Annotated in this window: 22 protein-coding genes; 19 read left to right on the forward strand and 3 right to left on the reverse strand. The window is 71.5% G+C overall.

Features of this window, described 5'->3' with window-relative positions; genetic code table 11:
* Nucleotides 1-76: 76 nt before the first annotated feature.
* The 4 genes from AOK23_RS09145 (at nt 77) to AOK23_RS09160 (ending at nt 8,913) form a co-directional block, all read left to right on the forward strand.
* A complete protein-coding gene (locus AOK23_RS09145; protein ID WP_055712241.1) occupies nt 77-1,723 on the forward strand; it encodes an acyl-CoA dehydrogenase family protein in 1,647 nt (548 codons plus the stop codon).
* Nucleotides 1,724-2,049: 326 nt separating this feature from the next.
* Nucleotides 2,050-3,360: a helix-turn-helix domain-containing protein gene (locus tag AOK23_RS09150; RefSeq protein ID WP_055712242.1), complete on the forward strand. Its 1,311-nt coding sequence runs from the start codon at nt 2,050-2,052 to the stop codon at nt 3,358-3,360.
* Nucleotides 3,361-3,412: 52 nt separating this feature from the next.
* Complete coding sequence (locus tag AOK23_RS09155) at nt 3,413-7,366, forward strand: wHTH domain-containing protein (protein WP_055712243.1); 3,954 nt, start codon at nt 3,413-3,415, stop codon at nt 7,364-7,366.
* Nucleotides 7,367-7,572: 206 nt separating this feature from the next.
* A complete protein-coding gene (locus AOK23_RS09160; RefSeq protein ID WP_055712257.1) occupies nt 7,573-8,913 on the forward strand; it encodes a hypothetical protein in 1,341 nt (446 codons plus the stop codon).
* Here the strand turns inward: AOK23_RS09160 and AOK23_RS09165 are convergent.
* Nucleotides 8,843-9,967 (reverse strand): MFS transporter, encoded by a 1,125-nt coding sequence (locus AOK23_RS09165; protein ID WP_240496322.1) that lies wholly within the window; start codon nt 9,965-9,967, stop codon nt 8,843-8,845. The genes AOK23_RS09160 and AOK23_RS09165 overlap by 71 nt on opposite strands.
* On the opposite strand from AOK23_RS09165, the gene AOK23_RS51860 reads away from it, so the two are divergent.
* The 15 genes from AOK23_RS51860 to AOK23_RS09235 all read left to right on the forward strand — a co-directional run bounded on the left by AOK23_RS51860 (nt 9,864) and on the right by AOK23_RS09235 (nt 21,445).
* Complete coding sequence (locus AOK23_RS51860) at nt 9,864-10,238, forward strand: hypothetical protein (protein ID WP_420823694.1); 375 nt, start codon at nt 9,864-9,866, stop codon at nt 10,236-10,238. The genes AOK23_RS09165 and AOK23_RS51860 overlap by 104 nt on opposite strands.
* Nucleotides 10,239-10,320: 82 nt before the next feature.
* Nucleotides 10,321-10,905, forward strand: a complete 585-nt coding sequence (locus tag AOK23_RS09170; RefSeq protein WP_055712244.1) for a GNAT family N-acetyltransferase — start codon at nt 10,321-10,323, stop codon at nt 10,903-10,905.
* Nucleotides 10,906-10,997: 92 nt separating this feature from the next.
* Nucleotides 10,998-11,081: a putative leader peptide gene (locus AOK23_RS51620; protein WP_309474722.1), complete on the forward strand. Its 84-nt coding sequence runs from the start codon at nt 10,998-11,000 to the stop codon at nt 11,079-11,081.
* A gap of 171 nt (nt 11,082-11,252) precedes the next feature.
* Nucleotides 11,253-12,944 (forward strand): nitrite/sulfite reductase, encoded by a 1,692-nt coding sequence (locus tag AOK23_RS09175; protein WP_055712245.1) that lies wholly within the window; start codon nt 11,253-11,255, stop codon nt 12,942-12,944.
* Nucleotides 12,941-13,120, forward strand: coding sequence for a hypothetical protein (locus AOK23_RS09180; RefSeq protein WP_055540327.1), 180 nt, complete (start codon nt 12,941-12,943; stop codon nt 13,118-13,120). The genes AOK23_RS09175 and AOK23_RS09180 overlap by 4 nt, the downstream gene beginning before the upstream one ends.
* Nucleotides 13,117-13,881: a phosphoadenylyl-sulfate reductase gene (locus tag AOK23_RS09185; protein WP_055712246.1), complete on the forward strand. Its 765-nt coding sequence runs from the start codon at nt 13,117-13,119 to the stop codon at nt 13,879-13,881. The genes AOK23_RS09180 and AOK23_RS09185 overlap by 4 nt, the downstream gene beginning before the upstream one ends.
* Nucleotides 13,882-13,916: 35 nt before the next feature.
* The gene (gene cysC / locus AOK23_RS09190) at nt 13,917-14,453 is read left to right on the forward strand and encodes an adenylyl-sulfate kinase (RefSeq protein ID WP_055712258.1); all 537 of its coding nucleotides are present in this window, start codon (nt 13,917-13,919) and stop codon (nt 14,451-14,453) included.
* A complete protein-coding gene (cysD, locus tag AOK23_RS09195; RefSeq protein WP_055712247.1) occupies nt 14,450-15,388 on the forward strand; it encodes a sulfate adenylyltransferase subunit CysD in 939 nt (312 codons plus the stop codon). Before cysC ends, cysD begins: the two co-directional genes overlap by 4 nt.
* A 2-nt stretch (nt 15,389-15,390) precedes the next feature.
* A complete protein-coding gene (locus AOK23_RS09200) occupies nt 15,391-16,719 on the forward strand; it encodes a sulfate adenylyltransferase subunit 1 (RefSeq protein ID WP_055712248.1) in 1,329 nt (442 codons plus the stop codon).
* 235 nt (nt 16,720-16,954) lie between these two features.
* A complete protein-coding gene (locus tag AOK23_RS09210; protein WP_055712250.1) occupies nt 16,955-18,064 on the forward strand; it encodes an aliphatic sulfonate ABC transporter substrate-binding protein in 1,110 nt (369 codons plus the stop codon).
* A gap of 34 nt (nt 18,065-18,098) precedes the next feature.
* Nucleotides 18,099-18,887, forward strand: coding sequence for an ABC transporter ATP-binding protein (locus tag AOK23_RS09215; protein WP_055712251.1), 789 nt, complete (start codon nt 18,099-18,101; stop codon nt 18,885-18,887).
* Nucleotides 18,874-19,788, forward strand: a complete 915-nt coding sequence (locus AOK23_RS09220; RefSeq protein ID WP_055712252.1) for an ABC transporter permease — start codon at nt 18,874-18,876, stop codon at nt 19,786-19,788. Before AOK23_RS09215 ends, AOK23_RS09220 begins: the two co-directional genes overlap by 14 nt.
* Before the next feature lie 69 nt (nt 19,789-19,857).
* The gene (locus AOK23_RS09225) at nt 19,858-20,598 is read left to right on the forward strand and encodes a sirohydrochlorin chelatase (RefSeq protein ID WP_055712253.1); all 741 of its coding nucleotides are present in this window, start codon (nt 19,858-19,860) and stop codon (nt 20,596-20,598) included.
* Nucleotides 20,599-20,732: 134 nt separating this feature from the next.
* A complete protein-coding gene (locus AOK23_RS09230; RefSeq protein ID WP_055712254.1) occupies nt 20,733-21,224 on the forward strand; it encodes a DUF2975 domain-containing protein in 492 nt (163 codons plus the stop codon).
* Nucleotides 21,224-21,445: a helix-turn-helix domain-containing protein gene (locus AOK23_RS09235; protein WP_055712255.1), complete on the forward strand. Its 222-nt coding sequence runs from the start codon at nt 21,224-21,226 to the stop codon at nt 21,443-21,445. The genes AOK23_RS09230 and AOK23_RS09235 overlap by 1 nt, the downstream gene beginning before the upstream one ends.
* A 33-nt stretch (nt 21,446-21,478) precedes the next feature.
* Here AOK23_RS09235 and AOK23_RS09240 read toward each other — a convergent pair whose 3' ends face one another.
* Together AOK23_RS09240 and AOK23_RS09245 are read right to left on the reverse strand one after the other, a co-directional pair.
* Nucleotides 21,479-22,396, reverse strand: coding sequence for a GNAT family N-acetyltransferase (locus tag AOK23_RS09240; protein ID WP_055712256.1), 918 nt, complete (start codon nt 22,394-22,396; stop codon nt 21,479-21,481).
* Between the two features lie 129 nt (nt 22,397-22,525).
* A complete protein-coding gene (locus tag AOK23_RS09245) occupies nt 22,526-23,191 on the reverse strand; it encodes a TIGR03086 family metal-binding protein (protein ID WP_079049380.1) in 666 nt (221 codons plus the stop codon).
* Between the last annotated feature and the right edge of the window lie 113 nt (nt 23,192-23,304).

The raw sequence follows: 23,304 nt of genomic DNA on the forward strand, positions 1-23,304 counted from the left end.
CGCCCAAGACCGTTCGGGGCGTGCGGCTGAGCGGGCTCACTCATGCTCAGTCCACAGGAACGGTAGGTTTCCTGGCATGGCAGCCACGCACGAAGTGACCAATCAGGTTCCGCCCCTGGTGGGCTATGACGTCTACGCCGCCGACCGGGTCCTGACGGAGGCCGTCGATCGGCATGTGGCCCCGGACGTCCTCGACGAGGCCCGCGGTGAACTGTCGGGGCTCGGTCGTACGGCCGGGTCGGAGCAGGTCCAGGAGTGGGGCAGGCTCGCCAACGAGAACCCGCCGAAGCTGCGCACCCACGACCGCTACGGCAACCGGATCGACGAGGTCGAGTTCCACCCGTCCTGGCACCGGCTGCTCGGCAAGGGCGTCTCGGCGGGGCTGACGGCCGCCTGGACACGTCCCTCCGGGCATGTCCGGCGCGCCGCAGGCTTCGTCGTCTGGACCCAGGTCGAGGCCGGCAACGGCTGCCCCCTGTCGATGACCCACGCGGCGGTGCCGGCCCTGCGCACGGACCCGGCGCTGGCCGCCGAGTGGGAGCCCCGGCTGACGTCCACGATCTACGACTGGGACCTGAGGCCCGCCGACCGGAAGGCCGGTGTGCTCTTCGGAATGGGCATGACGGAGAAGCAGGGCGGCAGCGACGTACGCGCCAACACGACCGAGGCCCGGCCCCTGGCCGAGGACGGGACGTACGAGCTGCGGGGCCACAAGTGGTTCTGCTCGGCGCCGATGTCCGACGGCTTCCTGGTGCTGGCGCAGGCGCCGGGCGGGCTGACCTGCTTCCTGGTGCCGCGGGTGCTGGCGGACGGCACCCGCAACGTGTTCCGCATCCAGCGGCTGAAGGACAAGCTGGGCAACCGGTCGAACGCCTCCAGTGAGGTCGAGTTCGACTGTACGTGGGCGCGCCGGGTCGGCGACGAGGGCCGGGGCGTGCGCACGATCATCGAGATGGTGTCCGTCACCCGGCTGGACTGCGCGCTGGGCGCGGCCTCGCTGATGCGGCAGGCGGTGGCGCAGGCCGCGCACCACTGCGCGTACCGGGAGGCGTTCGGCGGGAAGCTGATCGACAAGCCGCTGATGCGGAACGTTCTCGCCGACCTGGCGCTGGAGTCGGAGGCGGCGACGACGCTGGCGCTGCGGCTGGCGGCGGCGTACGACGCGGCGGAGGGACCGGACGGCGACGAGGGCGAGCGCGCGCTGCTGCGGCTGGCGGTGCCGGCCGCCAAGTACTGGGTGACCAAGCGCTGTACGGCCACGGTGACGGAGGCCGCGGAGTGCCTCGGCGGCAACGGCTACGTCGAGGAGTCGGGCATGCCCCGGCTGCTGCGGGAGTCGCCGCTCAACTCGATCTGGGAGGGCGCCGGGAACGTCCAGGCGCTGGACGTGCTGCGTGCCCTGCAGCGGGAACCCCGGGCGCTCGACGCGTACTTGCGGGAGGTGGGCCGGGCCCGTGGCGCCGACCACCGCCTCGACAGGGCGATCAAGAACCTGCTGACCGAACTCGCCGACCTCGACGGCGTCGAGGCCCGCGCCCGTCGGCTCGTGGAGCGCCTCGCCCTGGTCCTCCAGGGCGCCCTCCTGGTCCGGTATGCGCCGCCGGCGGTCGCGGACGCGTTCTGCGCGTCCCGGCTGGGCGGCGACTGGGGCGCGGCCTTCGGCACCCTGCCGCACACGCTGGACCTGGCCTCGGTGGTGGAGCGGGCCCGGCCGGTGGGCTGAGCCCCGCCGGGCGGGGCCCCTTTCGAGTGGCGCGGGGGTGGTGCTGCGCCGACACGGCACCACCCCCGCGTTCGGGCCCCTGCGAGCGGAGCACACGCGCCGCACCGGGCGGCGTTGAACAAGTGTCAAGCAGGGCCCGGCCGTCCGCCAGGGTTGCAGGGGGTTGCAACTCGTCGGCGCTCTGTGGCCGGAGTGAGTCCCTCCGTGGGCGAAGAACGGCAGACTATGGACCCCGTAGTCAACGCCGGTCACGCAGGCCCGGACTCCCTCGGCCCTCCCGGGCGGGGAGGCGGCCCTGCCGGGAGGAACGAGTGCCGCACTCGCCGATGGAAGTCACGCGGCTCACCGCCACGGACGCCGCACGGGCGGAACGGGTGCTCGGCGAGGTCCGTGCCTCCGCCCTCGCCGGACGGCGTCCGAAACCGGCCCCCCGCCCGGTGATCCAGGAGTCCTGGAGCCGCATGCTGAGCAGCGGGATGGATCCCGACCACGACTTCCGGGCCGACCTGCTGAGCCGGGACGAGGTGGAGCGCCGCCGCCAGAGCTCTCCCCTGCGGCATGTACTGCCGGTGCTGCGTGAGGGGTTGCTGTCCCTGGCGGACACCGCGCAGCACATCATGATGGTCGCCGACGCGGACGCCCGGGTGCTGTGGCGGGAGGGCAGTACGGCGGTGCTCCGCAAGGCCGACGGGCAGGGCCTCGGGGTCGGGGCGGACCTGCGGGAGGAGACGGTCGGCACGAACGGCGTGGGCACACCCCTGGTGGTCCGCCGGCCCGTCCAGGTGTTCGCCTCCGAGCACTTCGTGCGGGCCCTGCACTCCTGGACCTGCACCGGCGCGCCCATCACCGACCCGCGCGACGGCCGGCTTCTCGGCTCGGTCGACATCAGCGGCCCCTTGGAGACCCTGCACCCCGCGACGCTGGCGCTGGTCGACGCGGTCGCCAAGCTCGCCCAGTCCCGGCTGCGCGACCTGCACCTCGCCTCGCTGGAACAACTGCGGGCGGTGGCGGCCCCGGTGCTGGCCCGGATCGGCGGCCCGGCGGTCGCCGTGGACCGGGACGGCTGGACGGCGGCGGTGACGGGCATCCCGTACACCCGTCGCCTCGCACTGCCCAAGTCCCTTGCGCAGGGCCGCTGCTGGCTGCCCACCCTGGGGTTGTGCACGGTCGAGCCGCTCTCCGCCGGCTGGCTGATACGGCCCATCGCGGACCCCGCGCCCGCCCCGACGGCCACCCGCATCAGCCTCGACGTCTCCCACCCGCGCCGCTGGACCGTCACCGTCTCCGGCTCCGCCGGCTCGTGGACCCATGACCTCAGCCCCCGCCACGCCGAGCTCCTCTACCTCCTCGCCCTCCACCGCGGCGGCCGCAGCGCCTCCGCCCTCGCCGACGACATGTTCGGCGACCCCGCCCGCACGGTCACCGTCCGCGCCGAGATGTCCCGCGTACGCCGCTACCTGGGCGCCTACCTCGACCACCGGCCGTACCGCTTCACGGAACGGTCCGACGTCGAGGTGGTCCTCCCGGACAGCCCCCTGGATCTGCTGCCGCATTCGGTGGCGCCGGGGGTCGTGCGGGCGCGGGCGGGTTCGCCGGGCGGCCCGGGGTGGAAGGAGGGACCATCGGAGCGCCTCTGACACTCCTAGGCTGGACTCCAGGCGAGGTGGAGGACAGGAGCGGCACGCGGTGATGCGACAGGGGCCCGGCGGCGGCAATGTGGTGAGCGGCGGGACGGTGGGCGGGCCGGTCATCCAGGCCCAGTCCATCGGGCAGGTCGTCGTGCAACAGGGAGCGTCGGCTCCTGCCGCGGCCGACGAGGACGAATGGGTGCGGCGGGTCCGTGCGTCGAGTGTGTGGGACCACGTCTCACCCAACCGGGACGTCGCACCCCACCAGGAGTCGACCGCGTCGGTGGCCGCACGGCTGGCCGTTCTCCGCGACGAGGCGGAGCAGCGCCTCGCCGAGGACCCCTGGCAGGAGCCGCAGTTCGCGACCCGCTTCGCCGAACGCGTGGAGTGGCTGCTCGGGGAGCCGGACGACGGGGATCGTCTGGACCTCTACCCCGCCGAGGCGTCGTTGCTGGTACTGACGCCCTTGCTGTACCGGGTGCATGCCCTGCGGTCTGCGGCACGACGGCTGGACGACGTACGGCCGTGGAGCCTGGAGCCACTGGGGACACCCCACGGTTCGGACCGCTCCGCGTTCGAGGCCTTCGCCGAGGACCACGGTCTGCTCGTCCAAAGGGCCCTGCTGCGGCGGGAGTCGGAGGGCGCGATCGGATGGTGGCTGTACCACCGGTGGCTGGTGCGGTACGACGCGTACGAGAAGTCCACGGGTGAGGCCCCCGTGGCGGACCTGCTGAAGGCGCTGGGCGAACCGGCCACAGCTCTGGGCGAGGCGCTGGACCCGGGCCGGGTCAGCCGTCTGCTGCACGGCCTGCGCCGGGGCCCGGACGTCTGCAATCCGGAATACTTGGCCGGGCTCCCCGCTGACGACCGCCTGCGGGGCCCCGGCCACCAGCGGGTGCGGGACCAGCGGCTGGTGCTGTTGGCGGCGTTGGCCTACACCGTCTCGGTCGAGATGACCGCGTTGCCCGATGTCGTGGCCGAGCACCTGGGCATCCCGCACGCGGTCGACCTCGGTGAGCTGCGGTCCTCGCTGGAGGAGTCGAGCTGGGGCGGGTCGGCGCAGTTGCCCGTCCTGCGGGCGCAATGCGCCCACGAGGCGGTGATCGAGGGCCTGCGGGCCTATGTGACACGAGCCGACGAGCTGCTGCACGCGGTGAGCCGGACGGTGCGGGACCGGGTGAACCAGCCCATGCCCGCGCTGCCCAGCCGCCTGTCCTCGGACGGGGTGTGCCCGTCGGGCGGTGCCTTCATGGGCTGGGCGAGCTTCCGTCTCGACGAGCGTCGCATCCGGGACCTCCTGATGGGGGTCCAGCTCTACAAGGACCGCGATCTCGCGGTGCGGGAGCTGTACCAGAACGCCCTCGACGCGTGCCGCTACCGTCGTGCGCGGACCGAGTACCTGGACCGCACGCACCCGGCCGCCTCGTACAACTACGAGGGCCGCATCAGCTTCGAGCAAGACATCGACGACGACGGCCGCGCGTACGTGGAGTGCCGCGACAACGGCATCGGCATGGGCGAGGCGGAGCTGCGCGGGGTGTTCTCCAACGCCGGGGCGCGCTTCGCCGAACAGCCGGACTTCAAGGAGGAGCAGGCGCTGTGGGCGCGCCTCGATCCACCGGTGAGGCTCCACCCCAACAGCCGCTTCGGCATCGGCGTCCTGAGTTACTTCATGCTGGCGGACGAGATCCGGGTGACGACGTGCCGGATGCGGCCCGACGGGACGCCCGGGCCGGTCCTGGAGGTGTCCATCTTCGGGCCCGGGCATCTCTTCCGGATCGTCCCGGTCGCGGACGAGGGGGCCGAACCCGGAACGACCGTGCGGCTCTATCTGCGGGACGCGGAAGAGGAGTCCGAGTCGGCGACTCCGGAGTGGTCCTGCACGCAGGTGCTGCGCCGTCTGTTGGCCATCGCCGAGTTCCCCACGGAGGCGCGGCACGAGGAAGTGGTGGTGTGGCCGGCGGGGCAGCTGGTCACCCGCGAACAGCCCGAGGGAGAACTGTTCGGCCTGGCCGCCGACGGGGACCTGGTGGTATGGCCGGACGCGCCCGAGGGAGCGCAGGTGATCTGGTGCCGGCGGGGCGGCGGCCTTCTGGTGGACGGTCTGGTCGTCCAGCCCGCCGTGCGCGGTGACGTGCTGTCCTCGAAGGCCCCCGGGCTGACCGGTGTGGTCGTCAACCTGTCGGGCGAGTTCTCGCCGAAACGCCTCTCGGCCGACCGGTCGCAGGTGCTCGACGATCTACGGGCCCCGGTGCGCGCTCTGCTGCGGCAAGCGGTGGGACATCTGGTGTCGAGTGACTCGGAGTTGGCCGACTTCTCGTGGCTGTGCGCGGTGGCGGACGGGAGCCTGCCCCTGGCGGACATCGTCGCGGCCGCCTACATCGAGGCGGGCCTCATGCTCGACATCCTCGCCGAGAAGTTCGACGCCGGTCGGGCCGGTTGTCTGCCGACCGACCGCCGCCTTCTGTTTCGTGACGGACACTACGGCATGCTGGACAACGATCTGCTGTACGAGACTTTCGCTGTCCCCGATCACATCTACCTGTGGCGGCTCCTGGCCATCCGGCCCGCCGTTCCACTGCGGGAACTCACCGAACTCTGCCCGGAACTCGGCGCCGTGGGCCCCGTTCTCCCGGCCGTCCCTTCCGACCACGCCCTGCTGAGACTCCAACTGAGACCGCACACCAGCGTCGGTGACGTGACGGCGAAGCTGGTCGACGCCGCGGCGACACTGTCCAGGTCTCCTCGTGACACGGCTTTGCGGGCGGCTCGCCTGAACCTCCATGAAGTGGCGCCCGAGAGACTTCCGGACACGTACACCCGCCCGCTGGACGCGCGGCGCGTGGCCGAAGCCCTGCTGAAGTCGCGCGTGCCGCGTCGGCAAGGCATCGGGACGGCCACGCCTGTCACCGTGCAGAGCCTGATCCTGGAGGCGGTGGAGAAGGACACGACCGTCGAATCGCTGGCCGCCGAGTCGCGCCGCTCCGGTGTCGAGATACCTGCCGCTACTTTGGCGACCGCCGTGGCGGCAGTGGAGGACGAAGCACTGCTCGTCTACCTGTGCGAGGACTTCCGGGAGTGGTTCACTCCTGCGGCGACGGTCCACCCGGCGCAGTTGCTCGACACCGCGATGGCCCTTCACCTCGACGTGCCCGACCTCTGCGAGCGTCTCGTCCGATGTGGGCTCCGCGCAGACCCGGCGGGTCTTCCCGTGGAGCCGACCGAGGACTTCCTGATGCTGTTGAGCGAGGATCTGGACGGGGAGGAGCCCTGGCTGCGGCAGTCCGAGCCGGTTCCTCCCCAGCACGTTCTCGTGGCCTCCCGGAAGTGGAAGGTCGGCACGGCCGAAGTCATGGAGCGGTACGCCCGTCTTGGTTTCGCCCCGCCCGTCCCGTTCCCCGAGGTGGTCGAGCCCGGGGACGTTGCCGTCCTGACGCCGTTCAGCGATGCCGACGAGCCGGGCGTCCCCCCGAGGCCCGGTCGCGCGATCCCCTACACCCAGGTGTTCGGCGCGGCCGCGAGGCCGGGGATGTCTCTCCGGCGTGTGGTGGACCGCCTGCGCGCGTTCGGCGTCACCGTGCCGCTGCGTCCGCCGCGACGCATGACCGCGCTCGACAAGGAACTGTTCAAGGACATGGGCGTGCTCTCCTGGACCGGCGTGACCACTGATGACCGCATGCCCTTCGCGCACATCATCGGCGCCGCACAACGCCTGCTCAGGCAACCGAAGGAGATCGCGACCAGACTCGCCGAACTGGGTGTCGAGCCCTCGTGCCCCGACCTCCCGGACGGTTTGTCCTTCACGGCGGCACAGCGGCTCCTCGCGGACGACGAGGACTACCTCATGAACGCGGAGGACCATGTGAGCTTCCAGTTCCTGCTCCGCCGGGCACAGAGCATGGGCATCGAGGTCGGGCAGGCGTACACATGGCTGTCCCAACTCGGCGTGTCCGTCGACGACCCCGCGGAAGTCATCCGCGTCGCCCTCCCCCTCATCCCCCGCGCCGACCCCTGAACCAAGCGGCCCGGGCGCCTGTCAAACCTCCCGCAACCCCCGCCCGGTGAACGGATCATGGCCCCCGGGTGAGGGATCTCCCTGTATTTCCCGCGTCCTCGGCGTGACACGTGTCCCACTGCCGTAGCATCCCTTCCAGGCCACCCCACCTGTCCCTCCGTCAAGGTTCCGCTCACAGGAGGCAGTTGGCCGACCGGGAGGTTGTGATGAAGCATCGCGGTAGGCATCGACGGCGCAGAAGGGGGCGTGCGCTGCGCGCTTCCCTCGCGGGTACCGCGCTGGCGCTCACGGCGGCGGCCACTCTGATCAGCACGTCCCAGGCGGCGGGCGGGAAGACGCCGGGCGGCCTGTCGTCCGTCGGTTCGGCCGCCGAGCTGCGCGACCTCCGCCTCAAGGAGAACCTCACCGACCGGACCGCGCTGGAGACCCTCACCGCCGGGATGGGCGGCCGGGTCGGCGTCGACGAGGTGCTGCGCAGCGCCAACCACACGATGCGGGACGAGGGCGACTGCTTCGTCACCGAGAAGGGCGTCCTGCCGGTCGAGCCGACGGCCGCGCGGGCGTACTGCTGGGAGGCCCCGGACGCGGTCGACGACCGGTGGCGGCCCCAGTCGGTCACCACGTCCCGCGACAACAAGGTCATCGTGTCCGGCTGGACCCACGCCGGCACCACGGCCGGCGAGGAGGGGCTCGCCCGGGTCGCCTTCGTCGACGCGAGCGACCCCTCGGACCTGAAGTACCGCTGGGTGCTGCTCGTCGTGCCGCAGGCCGACGGCAAGGGGCTGAAGGCGGTGCGTTCCCGGCTCGGCGGCATGGCCTGGTACGAGAACAAGCTGATCGTCACCGCCCGGAACCCGCAGAACAGCGGGTACCGCGACGACTCCCTCTACGTCTTCGACCTCGACCGCTTCCTCCGCGCCGACGTCACCGACAGCGACGCGATCGGCAAGGTCGACCGGGGCTTCTCCGCCCACCACTACCGGTATGTGCTGCCCGCGGTCGCCTCCTACAGCCCGGCCTCGGGCGACGCCTGCGACGCGCGCGGCAACGACGGCGTGCCCTGTCTCGCCTCCGTCTCGCTCGACCGGACGTCGACGCCTCCGAGCGTCGTCGCGAACGAGTCGTTCGCGACGGGCAGTGGGACGGCGGCCCGTGTGTGGCGGTACGACCTCGACACCGTCTCCGACCGGGCCGGGCTGCTCGGCACCACCGGGCGGCAGGGCGAGGTCGAGGCCGACGAGGCGTACGAGACGAAGGCCACCGGTGTCCGGGGCGTCCTCTCCCACGACGGCGACTGGTACGTGAGTCAGGCCGCCGCCAAGCAGGGGCGGCACGGCACGGTGTGGCGGCAGGACGAGGAACGGGCCCGCGCCGCCACCTGCACGAACGGCACCTCGGAGCACCAGTCGTACGCCTGCTGGGGGTTGCACGGCGGGCCCCTCTCCTACTCCCCCGAGACCGGCGAGCTGTGGACACTCACCGCTCCCGTCCCCGAGCGGGTGCTGTACGCGGTGAAGCTGTCGGACGTCGACCGCGCCCTGGACTAGCGGGACGAGGGGCCGGTCCCGCGGCCGGCCCCTTCACCTCCCTCGGCCGTGACACCTGGGCCACGAGGAGGAGCAGGACGCCGCAGGCGGCGACCAGGAGCCAGCCCGGGCGGGACGCGTCTGCGAGTTCCCCCGGGCCGGCATCGGTGACCAGGCCGCCGGCGAGAGCGATACCGAGGGCGGAGCCGAGTTGCCGTGCGGTGGAGGTGATCGCCCCCGCCACACCGGCACGGGCGGGTGGCAGTCCGTTGACCGCGGTGTTGGTGAGCGGGGCGTTGGCGAAGCCGAACCCGATGCCGATGAGCGCGTACGCGGTCAGCAGCAGGAGCACGCTCGTGTGCGGGGTGAGCCGCACCAGGCAGAGTCCGCCGGCCGTGATGAACCCGCCGGCCAGCAGCAGCGGCGGCCGCGGTCCCGTGCGGCCGACCATGCGGCCCGCCCACGGGGCGCAGACGGTCGCCCCGACGGCCAGGGGCAGGGTCGCGACGCCCGCGGCCAGCGGCGTCCATCCCCGGGTGTGCTGCAGGTAGAGGGTGTTCAGCAGCAGCGTCGTGCTCAGCGCGACGAAGACCGCGACCGCGCCCACGACGGCACCGCTGAACACCGGGCGCCCGAAGAGGCGCAGATCCATGAGCGGCTCACGTCGGCGGGACTCGACCCGCACGAGAGCGGCCGCGGCCACGGCGCCGCACGCGTAGCCCGCCAGCGCCGCGGGCGATGTCCAGCCGATGCGCGGCCCTTCGATCAGGACGCCGACGACGACGGCGAGGACCACCGTCAGCAGGACCTGGCCGGGCAGGTCGAGCCGGCGGGCCCGCGGGGCCCGGGACTCCGGCACGAACACGGCGCTGAGCAGCAGGGCGGCGGCGATGACGGGGGCGTTGATCCAGAACAGCGCCCGCCAGTCGAGGTGCGCGAGCAGCGCGCCGCCCGTCACGGGTCCGGCGGCCATGCTCAACCCGAACACCGACGCCCAGACGCCGATCGCCTGCGCCCTTTCCTTCGGGTCCGGCATCGCGTTCACCACGATCGCGAGCGCCACGGGGCTGAGCATCGAGGCGCCGACGCCCTGGAGGGCGCGGGCCGCGACGAGTACGCCGGCCGACGGGGCGAGCCTCGGGGAGCGGGACTTCACGCTGCGGCCCGGCGAGGTGGCCGAGTTCGACACCACCGAGCCCCACTGGTTCGGCCCCGCGGACTCGCGCCCCGTCGAGATCCTGCACCTGTTCGGCCCTCGAGGGGACCAGGCCGTCGTCCGCGCCGGACCGTCCACCACCGGCCGGGTCGCACCGACCGACCCGGCCCCACCGTCGACGGCGTCATGACCCGCACGGCCCGCCGGCCCTGCCCGACCGGTGGTCGGGACCGGCCTTGGTCGCGGGCCGACCCGCGTGATTCCCTGGCCGTATGAGCAGCCGCAGCACCCTCACCACCTGGTCCCTGGAGCAGACGTCCCCGGGCGACCTCCTGCCCGCCGCCGCACCCGAGGGCGACGACGTCCGTATCGTCCGCGCCGAGGTGCCCTCCCCCGAGTTCAGCCGCTTCCTGTACGCGTCCGTCGGCGGCGACATCCTGTGGATCGACCGGCTGTCATGGACGTACGCCCAGTGGCAGGAGCACCTTCGGCGGCCCGGCGTGGAGACGTGGGTCGCGTACGACCGGGGCACACCCGCGGGGTACGTCGAGCTGGAGCCGCAGGACGGCGGGGCCGTGGAGATCGTGTACTTCGGGCTGATCCCGGCCTTCCGAGGCCGGCGCATCGGCGGGCACCTCCTGTCGTACGGCACGGCCCGGGCCTGGGACCTCGCCGAGCGGTGGCCGGCGCTGCCGCCGACGAAGCGGGTGTGGCTGCACACATGCAGCAGGGACAGCGAGCACGCGCTGGCGAACTACCAGCGGCGCGGGTTCAGACTGTTCGACACCGAAGTGACGGAGGAAGCCGACGTGGTCGCGCCGGGACCCTGGCCGGGGGCCCTGCCCCGGACGTCATGACCCACATCACATCGTCTCGCCATGCGAGACATCCTTGTCCGACATGTGGATGAAGGTGGACTCGGTCTAAAGAGCCGTGACACGCTTCCGTCATGTCTGGAACTGGAATTGCCTTGGTGAGTCGGCGGCACGTCGACCTCGGCCGCATGTCCAGCGCCATCTGTCCGGTGAGCTGACGCCCCGACCGCGAGGGGTCGCCACGACCCCGGGCACCAGCGCCGCACCCCCTCCTCTGTTTCGGCCAGCGCAATGACGCGCAGGCGCCGCACACCCCTGCCGGTGTGCCCGCATGTGCGCGTACGCGCAGGTCAGAGCCGCTTACCGACTTGTCCGAAGGACGTAGAACCATGGCCGCCACCCCGGAGAACTCCGCCACGCCCCGCCGCAAGGTGAGCCGTCACCGTGGCGAAGGACAGTGGGCCGCCGGACATTTCACCCCGCTCAACGGCAACGAGCAGTTCAAGAAGGACGACGACGGTCTCAATGTGCGGACACGCATTGAGACGATCTACTCGAAGCGCGGCTTCGACTCGATCGACCCGAACGACCTGCGCGGCCGGATGCGCTGGTGGGGTCTCTACACCCAGCGCAAGCCCGGGATCGACGGCGGCAAGACCGCGATCCTGGAGCCGGAGGAGCTGGACGACAAGTACTTCATGCTGCGGGTGCGCATCGACGGCGGTCGTCTCACCACGCGGCAGCTGCGGGTGATCGGTGAGATCTCGCAGGAGTTCGCGCGGGGCACCGCCGACATCACCGACCGGCAGAACGTGCAGTACCACTGGATCCGGGTCGAGGACGTGCCCGAGATCTGGGAGCGGCTGGAGGCCGTGGGGCTGTCCACGACCGAGGCGTGCGGTGACACCCCGCGTGTGATCATCGGCTCGCCCGTCGCCGGTATCGCCGCGGACGAGATCATCGACGGCACGCCCGCCATGGAGGAGATCCAGCGGCGGATCATCGGCAACAAGGCCTTCTCGAACCTGCCCCGCAAGTTCAAGTCGGCGATCTCCGGTTCGCCGCTGCTGGACGTGGCGCACGAGATCAACGACATCGCCTTCGTCGGTGTCCGCCACCCGGAGCACGGCCCCGGCTTCGACCTGTGGGTCGGCGGCGGTCTGTCCACCAACCCCAAGATCGGGCAGCGGCTCGGTACGTGGGTGCCGCTGGACGAGGTCGCGGACGTGTACGAGGGCGTCATCTCGATCTTCCGTGACTACGGCTACCGGCGGCTGCGCACCCGCGCCCGGCTGAAGTTCCTCCTCGCGGACTGGGGCACCGAGAAGTTCCGCCAGGTCCTGGAGGACGAGTACCTCAAGCGGAAGCTGATCGACGGGCCCGCCCCCGACCAGCCCGTGGAGCGCTGGCGCGACCACGTCGGTGTGCACCCGCAGAACGACGGCCGCTACTACGTCGGGTTCGCCCCGCGTGTCGGCCGGGTCGACGGCACCACCCTGACGAAGATCGCCGACCTCGCCGAGGCCCACGGCTCCGGCCGGGTCAGCACCACCGTCGAGCAGAAGATGATCGTGCTCGACGTCACCGAGGACCAGGTCGACTCGCTCGTCGCGGGGCTGGAGGCGCTGGACCTCACGGTGAACCCGTCGCCGTTCCGGCGCGGCACGATGGCCTGCACCGGCATCGAGTACTGCAAGCTCGCGATCGTCGAGACCAAGGCCCGCGGCTCCTCCCTCATCGACGAACTGGAGCGCCGCCTCCCCGACTTCGACGAACCGCTCACCATCAACATCAACGGGTGCCCCAACGCCTGCGCGCGTATCCAGGTGGCGGACATCGGTCTCAAGGGACAGCTCGTCCTCAACGAGCGGGGTGAGCAGGTCGAGGGCTTCCAGGTGCACCTGGGCGGCGCGCTCGGCCTGGAGGCCGGGTTCGGCCGCAAGGTGCGCGGCCTGAAGGTCACCTCCGAGGAACTGCCCGACTACGTCGAGCGGGTCCTGCGGCGCTTCGAGGAGGAGCGCGAGGACGGCGAGCGGTTCGCCACCTGGGTGGCCCGCGCCGGCGAGGAGTCCCTGTCATGAGCGAGCGAGCCGCGCCGTTCTACTGCCCCTACTGCGGCGACGAGGACCTGCGCCCGAACGAAGAGGGCCACGGCGCATGGGAATGCGGGGCCTGCAATCGAGCCTTCCAGTTGAAGTTCCTCGGGCTGCTGGCCCGGGGGCTTCAGCGAGCCGACAGCGGAGGGGATCACATATGACGACCGTTCAGGCGGATGGCGACACATCCGCGTCGCCGGGCGACGACGACACCGCGGCCGGTCCCGACGACGCCCGGCGCGCCGAACTCAAGGCGCTCGCCGAGCAGGCCGGCCGTGATCTGGAGGACGCCTCGGCCCTGGAGATCCTCCAGTGGGCCGTGGACACCTTCGGCAAGCGGTTCTGCGTGACCTCCTCCATGGAGGACGCCGTGGTCGCGCACCTCGCCTCCCGGGCCCGGCCCGGCGTGGACGTGGTGTTCCTCGACACCGGCTACCACTTCCCGGAGACCATCGGCACCCGGGACGCGGTGGAGGCCGTGATGGACGTCAACGTCATCACGATCACCCCGCGCCGGACGGTCGCCGAACAGGACGCCGAGCACGGTCCGAAGCTCCACGACCGCGATCCGGACCTGTGCTGCTTCCTGCGCAAGGTCAAGCCGCTCGAGGAGGGCCTCGCCCGCTTCGACGCATGGGCGACGGGCCTGCGCCGCGACGAGTCCCCGACCCGGGCGAACACCCCGGTCGTCGCCTGGGACGAGAAGCGGGGCAAGGTCAAGATCGCCCCGATCGCCCGCTGGACGCAGGACGACGTGGACGCCTACGTCGCCGAGCACGGGGTGCTCACCAACCCGCTGCTCATGGACGGCTACGCCTCCGTGGGCTGTGCCCCCTGCACGCGCCGCGTCGCCCCGGGCGAGGACGCGCGCGCCGGCCGCTGGGCCGGCAGCGCCAAGACCGAGTGCGGGCTGCACCTGTGACCGCGACCGTGCCCGTGACGAACCAGGAGAACCAAGTGACGACCGGAGCCACCGTCTGGCTCACGGGTCTGCCGAGCGCCGGCAAGACCACCATCGCGTACGAGCTGGCGAACCGGCTGCGTGAGGAGGGCCACCTCGTCGAGGTGCTCGACGGCGACGAGATCCGCGAGTTCCTCACCGCCGGACTCGGCTTCAGCCGCGCCGACCGGCACACCAACGTGCAGCGCATCGGCTTCCTCGCCGACCTGCTCGCCCGCAACGGCGTCAAGGTGCTGGTCCCCGTCATCGCGCCGTACGCCGACAGCCGCGAGGCGGTGCGCGAGCGCCACACGGCGAGCGGTGCCGCGTACGTGGAGGTGCATGTGGCCACTCCGGTCGAGGTGTGCTCCGTACGCGATGTGAAGGGGCTGTACGCCAAGCAGGCGGCGGGCGAGATCTCCGGGCTGACCGGGGTCGACGACCCGTACGAGGCGCCCGTGAACCCGGACCTGCGCATCGAGTCGCAGGACCAGACGGTCCAGGAGTCCGCGGCGCTGGTCCACAAGCTGCTCACCGAGAGGGGTCTGGCATGACGACGACCGTCGCGGCCGTGTCCGAGGGCACCGGCACGCCGTACACCCTCTCCCATCTGGACGCGCTGGAGTCCGAGGCCGTCCACATCTTCCGCGAGGTGGCGGGCGAGTTCGAGCGGCCGGTGATCCTGTTCTCCGGCGGCAAGGACTCCATCGTCATGCTGCACCTGGCGCTGAAGGCGTTCGCCCCGGCGGCGATCCCCTTCTCCCTGCTGCACGTGGACACCGGGCACAACTTCCCCGAGGTCATCGAGTACCGGGACCGCACGGTGGCCCAGCACAACCTGCGGCTGCACGTGGCGTCGGTGCAGGACTACATCGACCGCGGGGTCCTCAAGGAGCGCCCCGACGGCACCCGCAACCCGCTGCAGACGGTGCCGCTGACCGAGAAGATCCAGTCGGAGAAGTTCGACGCGGTCTTCGGCGGCGGCCGGCGCGACGAGGAGAAGGCCCGCGCCAAGGAACGGGTGTTCTCGCTGCGCGACGAGTTCTCCCAGTGGGACCCGCGCCGTCAGCGCCCCGAGCTGTGGCAGCTCTACAACGGCCGTCACGCGCCCGGCGAGCACGTCCGCGTCTTCCCGCTCTCCAACTGGACCGAGCTGGACGTCTGGCAGTACATCGCCCGCGAGGGCATCGAACTGCCGGAGATCTACTTCGCGCACGAGCGTGACGTGTTCCAGCGGGCCGGCATGTGGCTCACCGCCGGCGAGTGGGGCGGCCCGAAGGAGGGCGAGACCGTCGAGAAGCGGCTCATCCGCTACCGGACCGTGGGTGACATGTCCTGCACCGGTGCCGTCGACTCCGACGCCGTGACGCTGGAGCAGGTCATCACCGAGATCGCCGCGTCCCGGCTCACCGAGCGGGGCGCCACCCGCGCCGACGACAAGCTGTCCGAGGCCGCGATGGAAGACCGCAAGCGCGAGGGGTACTTCTAAGCATGACGACGACCGCGGAACTCTCCGCCACCACACTCCTCAGGTTCGCCACCGCGGGCTCCGTCGACGACGGCAAGTCCACCCTCGTCGGCCGGCTGCTGCACGACTCCAAGTCGGTCCTCACCGACCAGCTGGAGGCCGTGGAGCGCGTCTCGGCGAGCCGGGGCCAGGAGGGCCCGGACCTCGCGCTGCTCACCGACGGTCTGCGGGCCGAGCGGGAGCAGGGCATCACCATCGACGTGGCGTACCGCTACTTCGCCACGGCCAAGCGCCGGTTCATCCTCGCCGACACGCCCGGCCATGTGCAGTACACCCGCAACATGGTGACGGGTGCCTCCACCGCCGAGCTGACGGTGATCCTGGTCGACGCCCGCAACGGTGTCGTCGAGCAGACCCGCCGGCACGCCGCGATCGCCGCGCTGCTGCGCGTCCCGCACGCGGTCCTCGCCGTCAACAAGATGGACCTCGTCGGCTACGAGGAGAAGGTGTTCGCGGCCATCGCCGAGGAGTTCACGGCGTACGCGACCGAGCTGGGCGTCCCCGATGTCACCGCGATCCCGATCTCGGCGCTGGCCGGTGACAACGTGGTGGAGCCGTCCGCGCACATGGACTGGTACGGCGGCCCGACGGTCCTGGAGCACCTGGAGACCGTGCCGGTCAGCCACGACCTGGCGCACTGCCACGCCCGGCTGCCCGTGCAGTACGTGATCCGCCCGCAGACCGCCGAGCACCCCGACTACCGGGGGTACGCCGGTCAGATCGCCGCCGGTACGTTCCGGGTGGGCGACCCGGTGACGGTGCTGCCGTCCGGCCGTGCGACGAAGGTCGCGGGGATCGACGTGCTGGGCAAGCCGGTCGACGTGGCCTACACCCCGCAGTCGGTGACGCTCCTGCTGGAGGACGACATCGACATCTCGCGCGGCGACCTGATCGTGCCGAGCAAGGACGCGCCCGCGACGACGCAGGACATCGAGGCGACCGTGTGCCATGTCGCCGACCAGCCGCTGACGGTCGGCCACCGGGTGCTGCTCAAGCACGGCACCCGCACGGTGAAGGCGATCGTCAAGGACATCCCGTCCCGTCTCACGCTCGACGACCTGTCCCTGCACCCGCACCCGGGACAGCTCGTCGCCAACGACATCGGCCGGGTGAAGGTCCGTACGGCTCAGGCGCTGCCGGTCGACTCCTACGCCGACTCCCGCCGCACCGGTTCGTTCATCCTGATCGACCCGTCCGACGGCACGACCCTGACCGCCGGGATGGTCGGCGAGTCGTTCGCCTCCCCGGAGCCCGTCAAGGACGACTCCGAGGACGACGGGTGGGACTTCTGAGATGAACCCCGTGGACTACTACGCGACGTTCGCGAAGGAGGGCGGCCGTGTGGGCTCCGGCGCCCTCGGCAGCGGGCAGGGCGGAGTCGCGCGATGTGTGTGCTGACGTACGCGCACCGCTTGCGCGCCCCGTCCCCCCACCGGACGTCCCCGTTGCGACGAAGACCTTTTTCCTGATTCCCCGGCCACACCCGAAGGGGCTGTGACCGCCGGGCCTCCGAGAGGAACACCTCCCGTGCCTGCCTACCGCTCTTCCGCCTTCCGGCGCTCCGTCGCGGTCCTCGCAACGCTTCCCCTCCTCACCCTCGCCGCCTGCGGCTACGGCTCCCAGGCCAAGGACGACGACACCGCCAAGGTCGCCGCCGGCGCCAAGAAGATCGAGGGTCTCGACACCGTCAAGATCGGCTACTTCGGCAATCTGACGCACGCCACCGCGCTGGTCGGCCGCCAGGAAGGCATCTTCCAGAAGGAGCTCGGCGCCACCAAGGCCGAGTACGCGACCTTCAACGCCGGGCCGTCCGAGATCGAGGCGCTGAACTCGAAGTCGATCGACATCGGCTGGATCGGCCCCTCCCCGGCGATCAACGGCTACACCAAGTCCGCGGGCAAGGGCCTGCGCATCATCAGCGGTTCGGCCTCCGGCGGTGTGAAGCTGGTCGTCAACCCGGACAAGGTCAAGTCCCTGAAGGACGTCAAGGGCAAGAAGATCGCGACGCCGCAGCTCGGCAACACCCAGGACGTGGCATTCCTCAACTGGATCGCCGAGCAGGGCTGGAAGGTCGACGCGGAGAGCGGCAAGGGCGACGTCTCGGTGGTCCGCACCGACAACAAGATCACCCCGGACGCCTACAAGTCGGGCTCCGTCGACGGCGCGTGGGTGCCGGAGCCGACCGCGTCGAAGCTGGTCGCCGAGGGCGCGAAGGTGCTGCTGGACGAGGCCGACCTGTGGCCGGACAAGAAGTTCGTGATCACGAACATCATCGTGCGGCAGGACTTCCTGAAGGAGCACCCGAAGGTCGTCGAGGCGGTGCTGCGCGGCGCGGTCAAGACGAACGCCTTCATCAACTCCGACACGGAGAAGGCGAAGGCGGCCGCCAACGCCCGTCTGAAGGAGGACTCGGGCAAGGCCCTGGACGCCAAGGTCCTCGACCCGGCGTGGACGTCGATCCAGTTCACCAACGACCCGCTGGCCTCCACCCTCAACACCGAGGCGGAGCACGCGGTCAAGGCCGGTCTGCTGAAGGACCCGCTGCTGGACGGCATCTACGACCTGTCGATCCTCAACAAGGTCCTGAAGGCCGAGGGCGAGTCCGAGGTCGACGACGCCGGTCTCGGCGTCAAGTAACCCCAGTCCGCTGAGTTCCCAGGAGGTGACGACCATGGCCACCGCACTCGCCAAGGCCGCCGACGGCGTCGGGACCGTCGAGCACGCCGCCCGTATCGAGCACGTGTCCAAGTCCTTCGCCGGACCCGCCGGGCAGCAGCTCGTCCTCGACGACATCACTCTCGATGTCGCTCCGGGCGAGTTCGTCACCCTCCTGGGGGCCTCGGGCTGCGGCAAGTCCACGCTGCTCAACCTGGTCGCGGGGCTCGACAAGCCCAGCCAGGGCAGCATCAGCACCGACGGGCGTCCCGCCCTGATGTTCCAGGAGCACGCCCTGTTCCCGTGGCTGACCGCGGGCAAGAACATCGAACTCGCCCTGAAGCTCCGGGGGGTTGCGAAGAACGAGCGGCGCGAGCGCGCCGAGGCCCTGCTCGAACTCGTCCGGCTGAAGGGCGCGTACGGCAAGCGGGTGCACGAGCTGTCCGGCGGTATGCGTCAGCGGGTGGCGCTGGCGCGGGCGCTCGGGCAGGAGAGCAAGCTCCTGCTGATGGACGAGCCGTTCGCGGCGCTCGACGCCATCACGCGGGACGTGCTGCACGACGAGCTGACCCGGATCTGGGAGGAGACGCGGCTCTCCGTCCTCTTCGTCACGCACAACGTCCGTGAGGCGGTGCGCCTCGCCCAGCGGGTGGTGCTGCTGTCCTCACGTCCGGGCCGGGTGGCCCGGGAGTGGCGGGTGGACATCCCGCAGCCGCGCCGTATCGAGGACGCGCCGGTGGCGGAGCTGTCCCTGGAGATCACCGATGTTCTGCGTGAGGAGATCCGCCGTCATGGCCAGCAGTGAGACGAGGACGACGGACACCATCGAGGCGCCGACCGCCGACAAGGACCGGCTCGGCGCGGTGGAGGCGGGTCTCGACGCGCTGGAGACGACCGGCACGGGCCGGCCCTCCTTCGGCCAGACCTTCCGCACCAAGATCGTGCCGCCGATCGTCGCGGTCGTGCTGGTCCTCGCGGTGTGGCAGGGCCTGATCTCGTTCGGGGTCGTCACCGACCCGGGCACGCTGCCCTCGCCGTCCGCCGTGTGGGCCGCGGCGGAGCAGGCGTGGCTGGAGGGCAAGCTGCTCGGCTACATCTGGACGAGCGTCTCACGCGGCCTGTTCGGCTTCCTGATCGCGCTGGCGATCGGCACTCCGCTGGGCATCCTGGTCGCCCGGGTGAGGTTCGTGCGGGCCGCGATCGGGCCGATCCTCTCCGGTCTCCAGTCGCTGCCGTCGGTGGCGTGGGTGCCGCCGGCCGTGGTCTGGCTGGGGCTGAGCGACCAGATGATGTACACGGTGATCCTGCTCGGCGCGGTCCCGTCGATCGCCAACGGGCTGGTCTCCGGTATCGACCAGGTGCCGCCGCTGTATCTGCGGGCGGGCCGCACCATGGGCGCCACCGGACTGCAGGGCGCCTGGCACATCGTGATGCCGGCCGCGCTGCCCGGTTACCTGGCGGGGCTGAAGCAGGGCTGGGCGTTCTCGTGGCGCTCGCTGATGGCGGCGGAGATCATCGCCAACCACCCCGACCTGGGTGTGGGACTCGGCCAGCTGCTGGAGAACGGCCGTACCAACATCGACATGGCCACCGTCTTCCTCGCCATCTTCCTCATCCTGCTGGTCGGTATCGCCATCGACCTGCTGATCTTCAGTCCGCTGGAGCGCCGGGTCCTGCGCGGCCGCGGTCTGCTCGTGAAAAGCTGAGAGTAGGGCCGGAACCGAACCGCCCACCGGAACAGGAACAGAGCCAGAGACCGGAAAGAGCCCGACTCCATGCGCAGCCCCGTCCTTCTCGTCGTCGCCCACGGCAGCCGCGACCCGCGGCACGCCGCGACCGTGCACGCCCTCGTGCGGCGGGTGCGGGCGATGCGTCCCGGGCTGCGCGTGGAGACGGGCTTCCTGGACTTCAACCTCCCCTCGGTGCAGGGGGTGCTGGAGTCCCTCGCGGCGGAGGGCGTCGAGGACGTGGTGGCGCTGCCGCTGCTCCTGACCCGCGCGTTCCACGCCAAGGCGGACATCCCGGCGGTGCTGCGGGACGCGCCGCCCCGGCTGCGGATCCGCCAGGCGGAGGTGCTCGGCCCGTCGCCGCTGCTGACGGCCGGGCTCGAACGCCGACTGTACGAGGCGGGCCTGAGCCCCGCCGACACGTCCTCGACCGGGGTCGTACTGGCCTCGGCGGGGTCCACGGACCCGGAGGCGATCGCGGTGATCGCAGCAATCGCGCGGGAGTGGCGGCACACCGGTTGGTGCGCCGTGCGACCCGCGTTCGCCTCCGCGTCGCTGCCCCGCACGGAGGACGCCGTGCGGGAGCTGCGGGCGCTCGGCTGCCGTCGGGTGGCCGTGGCGCCGTACGTCATCGCGCCCGGCCGGCTGCCGGACCGGATCGCCGCCGGTGCCCATGAGGCGGGCGCCGATGTCCTCGCCGAGGTGCTCGGCCCCTCCCCCGAGCTGGCCGAACTGCTGCTGCGCCGCTACACCGCCGCGCTCGGCGCGGGGCAGCTCACGGCGGCCTGACCGCCCCCGACCGCCGCACGACGACCCCGTAGCCGGGTGCGCTCCGGCGTTCCCGACCCCGTCCGGTGTCCAGCCCTTGCCTCACCTATCGAAACTCGATAGATTCCCATCGCAACTCGATGGGAGGACGGGTCATGGGAAAGCTGACCGTGCGTGCGCTGCGCGCTGTGCTCGTGGTGATGTTCACCGGCACCTTGTTCGTGCAGGCGTCGATGCTGTGGGTGCTGGTGAGCGGCGCCGACCCCGAGGACGGGACGCTCCCGCTGACCGCGCTGCGCGTGATCACACTCCTGGGCATGGTGTCGGTCCAGGTCGCCCTGTTCTGCGTGTGGCGACTGGTGACGATGGTGCGCCGCGGGACCGTGTTCTCCCACGCCGCCTTCCGGTACGTGGACGGCGTGATCGGCGCGATCGTGTCGGCCGCCCTCGTGTGGTTCGCGGTCACCGCCGTCAACGCGCCGGGGCAGCGGGAGGACCCGGGCGTCACCGTCATCATGGGCGGGATCGGCGTGGGCATCCTGGGCGTCGCGCTCATCGTGCTCGTCCTGCGGATGCTGCTCGCCCAGGCCGTCGCCCGCGACGGTGAGGCGACGCGGATGCGGGCCGAGCTGGACGAGGTGATCTGATGCCGATCGCCGTCGACATCGACGTGATGCTGGCCAGGCGGAAGATGTCCGTGGGCGAACTCGCCGAACGCGTCGGGATCACCCCCGCCAACCTGGCGGTCCTCAAGAACGGCCGCGCCAAGGCGGTGCGCTTCGCCACCCTCGCCGCGCTGTGCGAGGTACTCGACTGCCAGCCGGGCGATCTGCTGCGGTGGGAGGCCGGGGACACGGCGGAAGAGTGACGCGCCCCCGGCCGACCGGCGACCGGCGCTCGCTCAGGCCGTCGGGTCCACCGGGGTCGCCGGGTCCACCGGGTGGAAGTTGATGCGTTCGCTCACGACGGGGAAGCCGGCCTTCGTGAAGTTCGCGGCCATGGGGAAGTTGCCCTGGTCCGTCGCTCCGCTGACGAACTCCGCGCCCTGCTCGACGAGGACGTGTGTGCACTCGGCGAGGAGGTCGTAGGCATAGCCGTGACCGCGGTGTTCGGGGACGACCCCGATGAAGCCGATGGTCGGGCCGGAGGGGTTGTGCGCCGGGATGTGGATACCGGCGAGGTCGCCGTCCGGGGTGTGCGCGACCTGCCACCACTCCCTCGGGGAAGGGCACCAGTGGAAGAAGTCGAGCTCCTCCTGGGCGGCCCGGTCGACACCGCCCTCCTCGATGGCCCTCAGCGCATGGGCGTCCAGGGTGACGGAGTGGATGCGGCGCAACGCGTCGCGGAACACCTCGTCGTCGGCCTCGGCGCTGAACCGCAGGCGTCCGGGCCGCTCGGGCAGACCCTGTTCGGGGGTCCAGCGGTACAGGAAGCGTTCCACGAGGAGGGCGTACCCGGCGGCTCGGGCGGCGCCGAAGCGGGCCTCTGCCGCGGCGCGCAGGGCGGGGTCGTCCCGCCAGCCGCCGGGCAGGTTGAGCTCCAGTTCGACCCGCCAGGGGGCGGAGCGCAGGAGTTCGGCGCCGGCCTCCTCCTCGCCCTCGGCGACGTCGAACCAGTTGATGTTGACGGGCTCCGGGTCGTCGGGCCCGCCCCACCACGCGCCGCGCGCGACGACCTCGCCGTCGCGCAGGGCGACACGCTTCCAGTCGGGGCGGAACCGGGTGCGCCGGTGGCCCTCACGGGCACCCAGCGGGTCGGGGTGTGCGTCGAAGAGAGAGGCGTCGCTCGCGGTGAGCGCGCGGATGACCGTATCGGTCATGAGGGGTTCCTCCGGGATACGAGCTGCTGGCAGCGCTCCCGGTCAGACCTCGTCGAACACGCCGGGACAGCGGGGAAGGGAGCGCGGGAAAGGTGTGAACCGCACGGCACTCGCCTCCTTCCGTCGGTCTCAGGGCGTGGAGGCCGACAGTACGTCGTCCCCGGCCGGGCCGTCCATCGGTTTTCCGTCGGCTCCCTGGCCGGTGTCGACCGGTGAACCGCCCCTCGGGTCACGGCCGCTCGACGCCAGCGCCCGGTCGAAGGCCGGGGCATCGGACGGTACGGGCACCGGCGCCGCGAAGCCGTCGTAGCGGCGGTAGAGGTCACCGTGGGTCTCGACGACGTCGAGGACGAAGCGGGCGGCCCCCTCCGAGACGCGGAACGTCTGGCCGGTGGCCGTGGCGACGTCCCAGCCGTGGACGGCCATCTCCTTGATGATCATGCCGGCGAGATCGGCGGCCGGCAGCGGGCCCATGCCGAGGTCGATGTCGCCCTCCCACAGCGCCGGGTCGGCCCAGGCCGCGACCGCCCGGTCCAGCTGGGCGGCGTACGCGTCGGCCCAGTCCGGGTCGGCGGCGAAGTCGCGCTTCGTCAGCTCCTCGGGGAGCGGGGTGCGCAGGGCGCGGTGTTCCAAGCCGTGCGAGGTGTAGAGGACCCAGTGGTTCACCAGGGCACGGACGTCCCAGTCGGGGCAGTGGGTGGAGAGGGCGAGCTGCGCCGCCGTGACGCCCCGTGCGACACGGGCCGCCTCGGCGGCGCATTCGACCATGTGCGGGTACGAGTCGTGGCTGTTCATGCGTTCCACGCTAGGGACGGCGCGCGCACGGCTCTTGAACAAACGCGACACCGTCGCCGCCACGACCTGTCCCGGCCGACCCTCTACCTCGCGTCGGCCGGGACAGGTCGTGG

The organism is Streptomyces torulosus (assembly GCF_001419765.1).
GTDB classification, from domain to species: Bacteria; Actinomycetota; Actinomycetes; order Streptomycetales; family Streptomycetaceae; genus Streptomyces; species Streptomyces torulosus.

Excerpts from the sequence above, each read along its gene's own strand:
- AOK23_RS09145 (WP_055712241.1), top strand. The coding sequence starts at position 77 with ATGGCAGCCACGCACGAAGTGACCAATCAGGTTCCGCCCCTGGTGGGC.
- AOK23_RS09150 (WP_055712242.1), top strand. The coding sequence starts at position 2,050 with ATGGAAGTCACGCGGCTCACCGCCACGGACGCCGCACGGGCGGAACGG.
- AOK23_RS09155 (WP_055712243.1), top strand. The coding sequence starts at position 3,413 with ATGCGACAGGGGCCCGGCGGCGGCAATGTGGTGAGCGGCGGGACGGTG.
- AOK23_RS09160 (WP_055712257.1), top strand. The coding sequence starts at position 7,573 with ATGAAGCATCGCGGTAGGCATCGACGGCGCAGAAGGGGGCGTGCGCTG.
- AOK23_RS51860 (WP_420823694.1), top strand. The coding sequence starts at position 9,864 with ATGCTCAACCCGAACACCGACGCCCAGACGCCGATCGCCTGCGCCCTT.
- AOK23_RS09165 (WP_240496322.1), bottom strand. The coding sequence starts at position 9,967 with ATGCTCAGCCCCGTGGCGCTCGCGATCGTGGTGAACGCGATGCCGGAC.
- AOK23_RS09170 (WP_055712244.1), top strand. The coding sequence starts at position 10,321 with ATGAGCAGCCGCAGCACCCTCACCACCTGGTCCCTGGAGCAGACGTCC.
- AOK23_RS51620 (WP_309474722.1), top strand. The coding sequence starts at position 10,998 with ATGTCTGGAACTGGAATTGCCTTGGTGAGTCGGCGGCACGTCGACCTC.
- AOK23_RS09175 (WP_055712245.1), top strand. The coding sequence starts at position 11,253 with ATGGCCGCCACCCCGGAGAACTCCGCCACGCCCCGCCGCAAGGTGAGC.
- AOK23_RS09180 (WP_055540327.1), top strand. The coding sequence starts at position 12,941 with ATGAGCGAGCGAGCCGCGCCGTTCTACTGCCCCTACTGCGGCGACGAG.
- AOK23_RS09185 (WP_055712246.1), top strand. The coding sequence starts at position 13,117 with ATGACGACCGTTCAGGCGGATGGCGACACATCCGCGTCGCCGGGCGAC.
- cysD (WP_055712247.1), top strand. The coding sequence starts at position 14,450 with ATGACGACGACCGTCGCGGCCGTGTCCGAGGGCACCGGCACGCCGTAC.
- AOK23_RS09200 (WP_055712248.1), top strand. The coding sequence starts at position 15,391 with ATGACGACGACCGCGGAACTCTCCGCCACCACACTCCTCAGGTTCGCC.
- AOK23_RS09215 (WP_055712251.1), top strand. The coding sequence starts at position 18,099 with ATGGCCACCGCACTCGCCAAGGCCGCCGACGGCGTCGGGACCGTCGAG.
- AOK23_RS09220 (WP_055712252.1), top strand. The coding sequence starts at position 18,874 with ATGGCCAGCAGTGAGACGAGGACGACGGACACCATCGAGGCGCCGACC.
- AOK23_RS09225 (WP_055712253.1), top strand. The coding sequence starts at position 19,858 with ATGCGCAGCCCCGTCCTTCTCGTCGTCGCCCACGGCAGCCGCGACCCG.
- AOK23_RS09230 (WP_055712254.1), top strand. The coding sequence starts at position 20,733 with ATGGGAAAGCTGACCGTGCGTGCGCTGCGCGCTGTGCTCGTGGTGATG.
- AOK23_RS09235 (WP_055712255.1), top strand. The coding sequence starts at position 21,224 with ATGCCGATCGCCGTCGACATCGACGTGATGCTGGCCAGGCGGAAGATG.
- AOK23_RS09240 (WP_055712256.1), bottom strand. The coding sequence starts at position 22,396 with ATGACCGATACGGTCATCCGCGCGCTCACCGCGAGCGACGCCTCTCTC.
- AOK23_RS09245 (WP_079049380.1), bottom strand. The coding sequence starts at position 23,191 with ATGAACAGCCACGACTCGTACCCGCACATGGTCGAATGCGCCGCCGAG.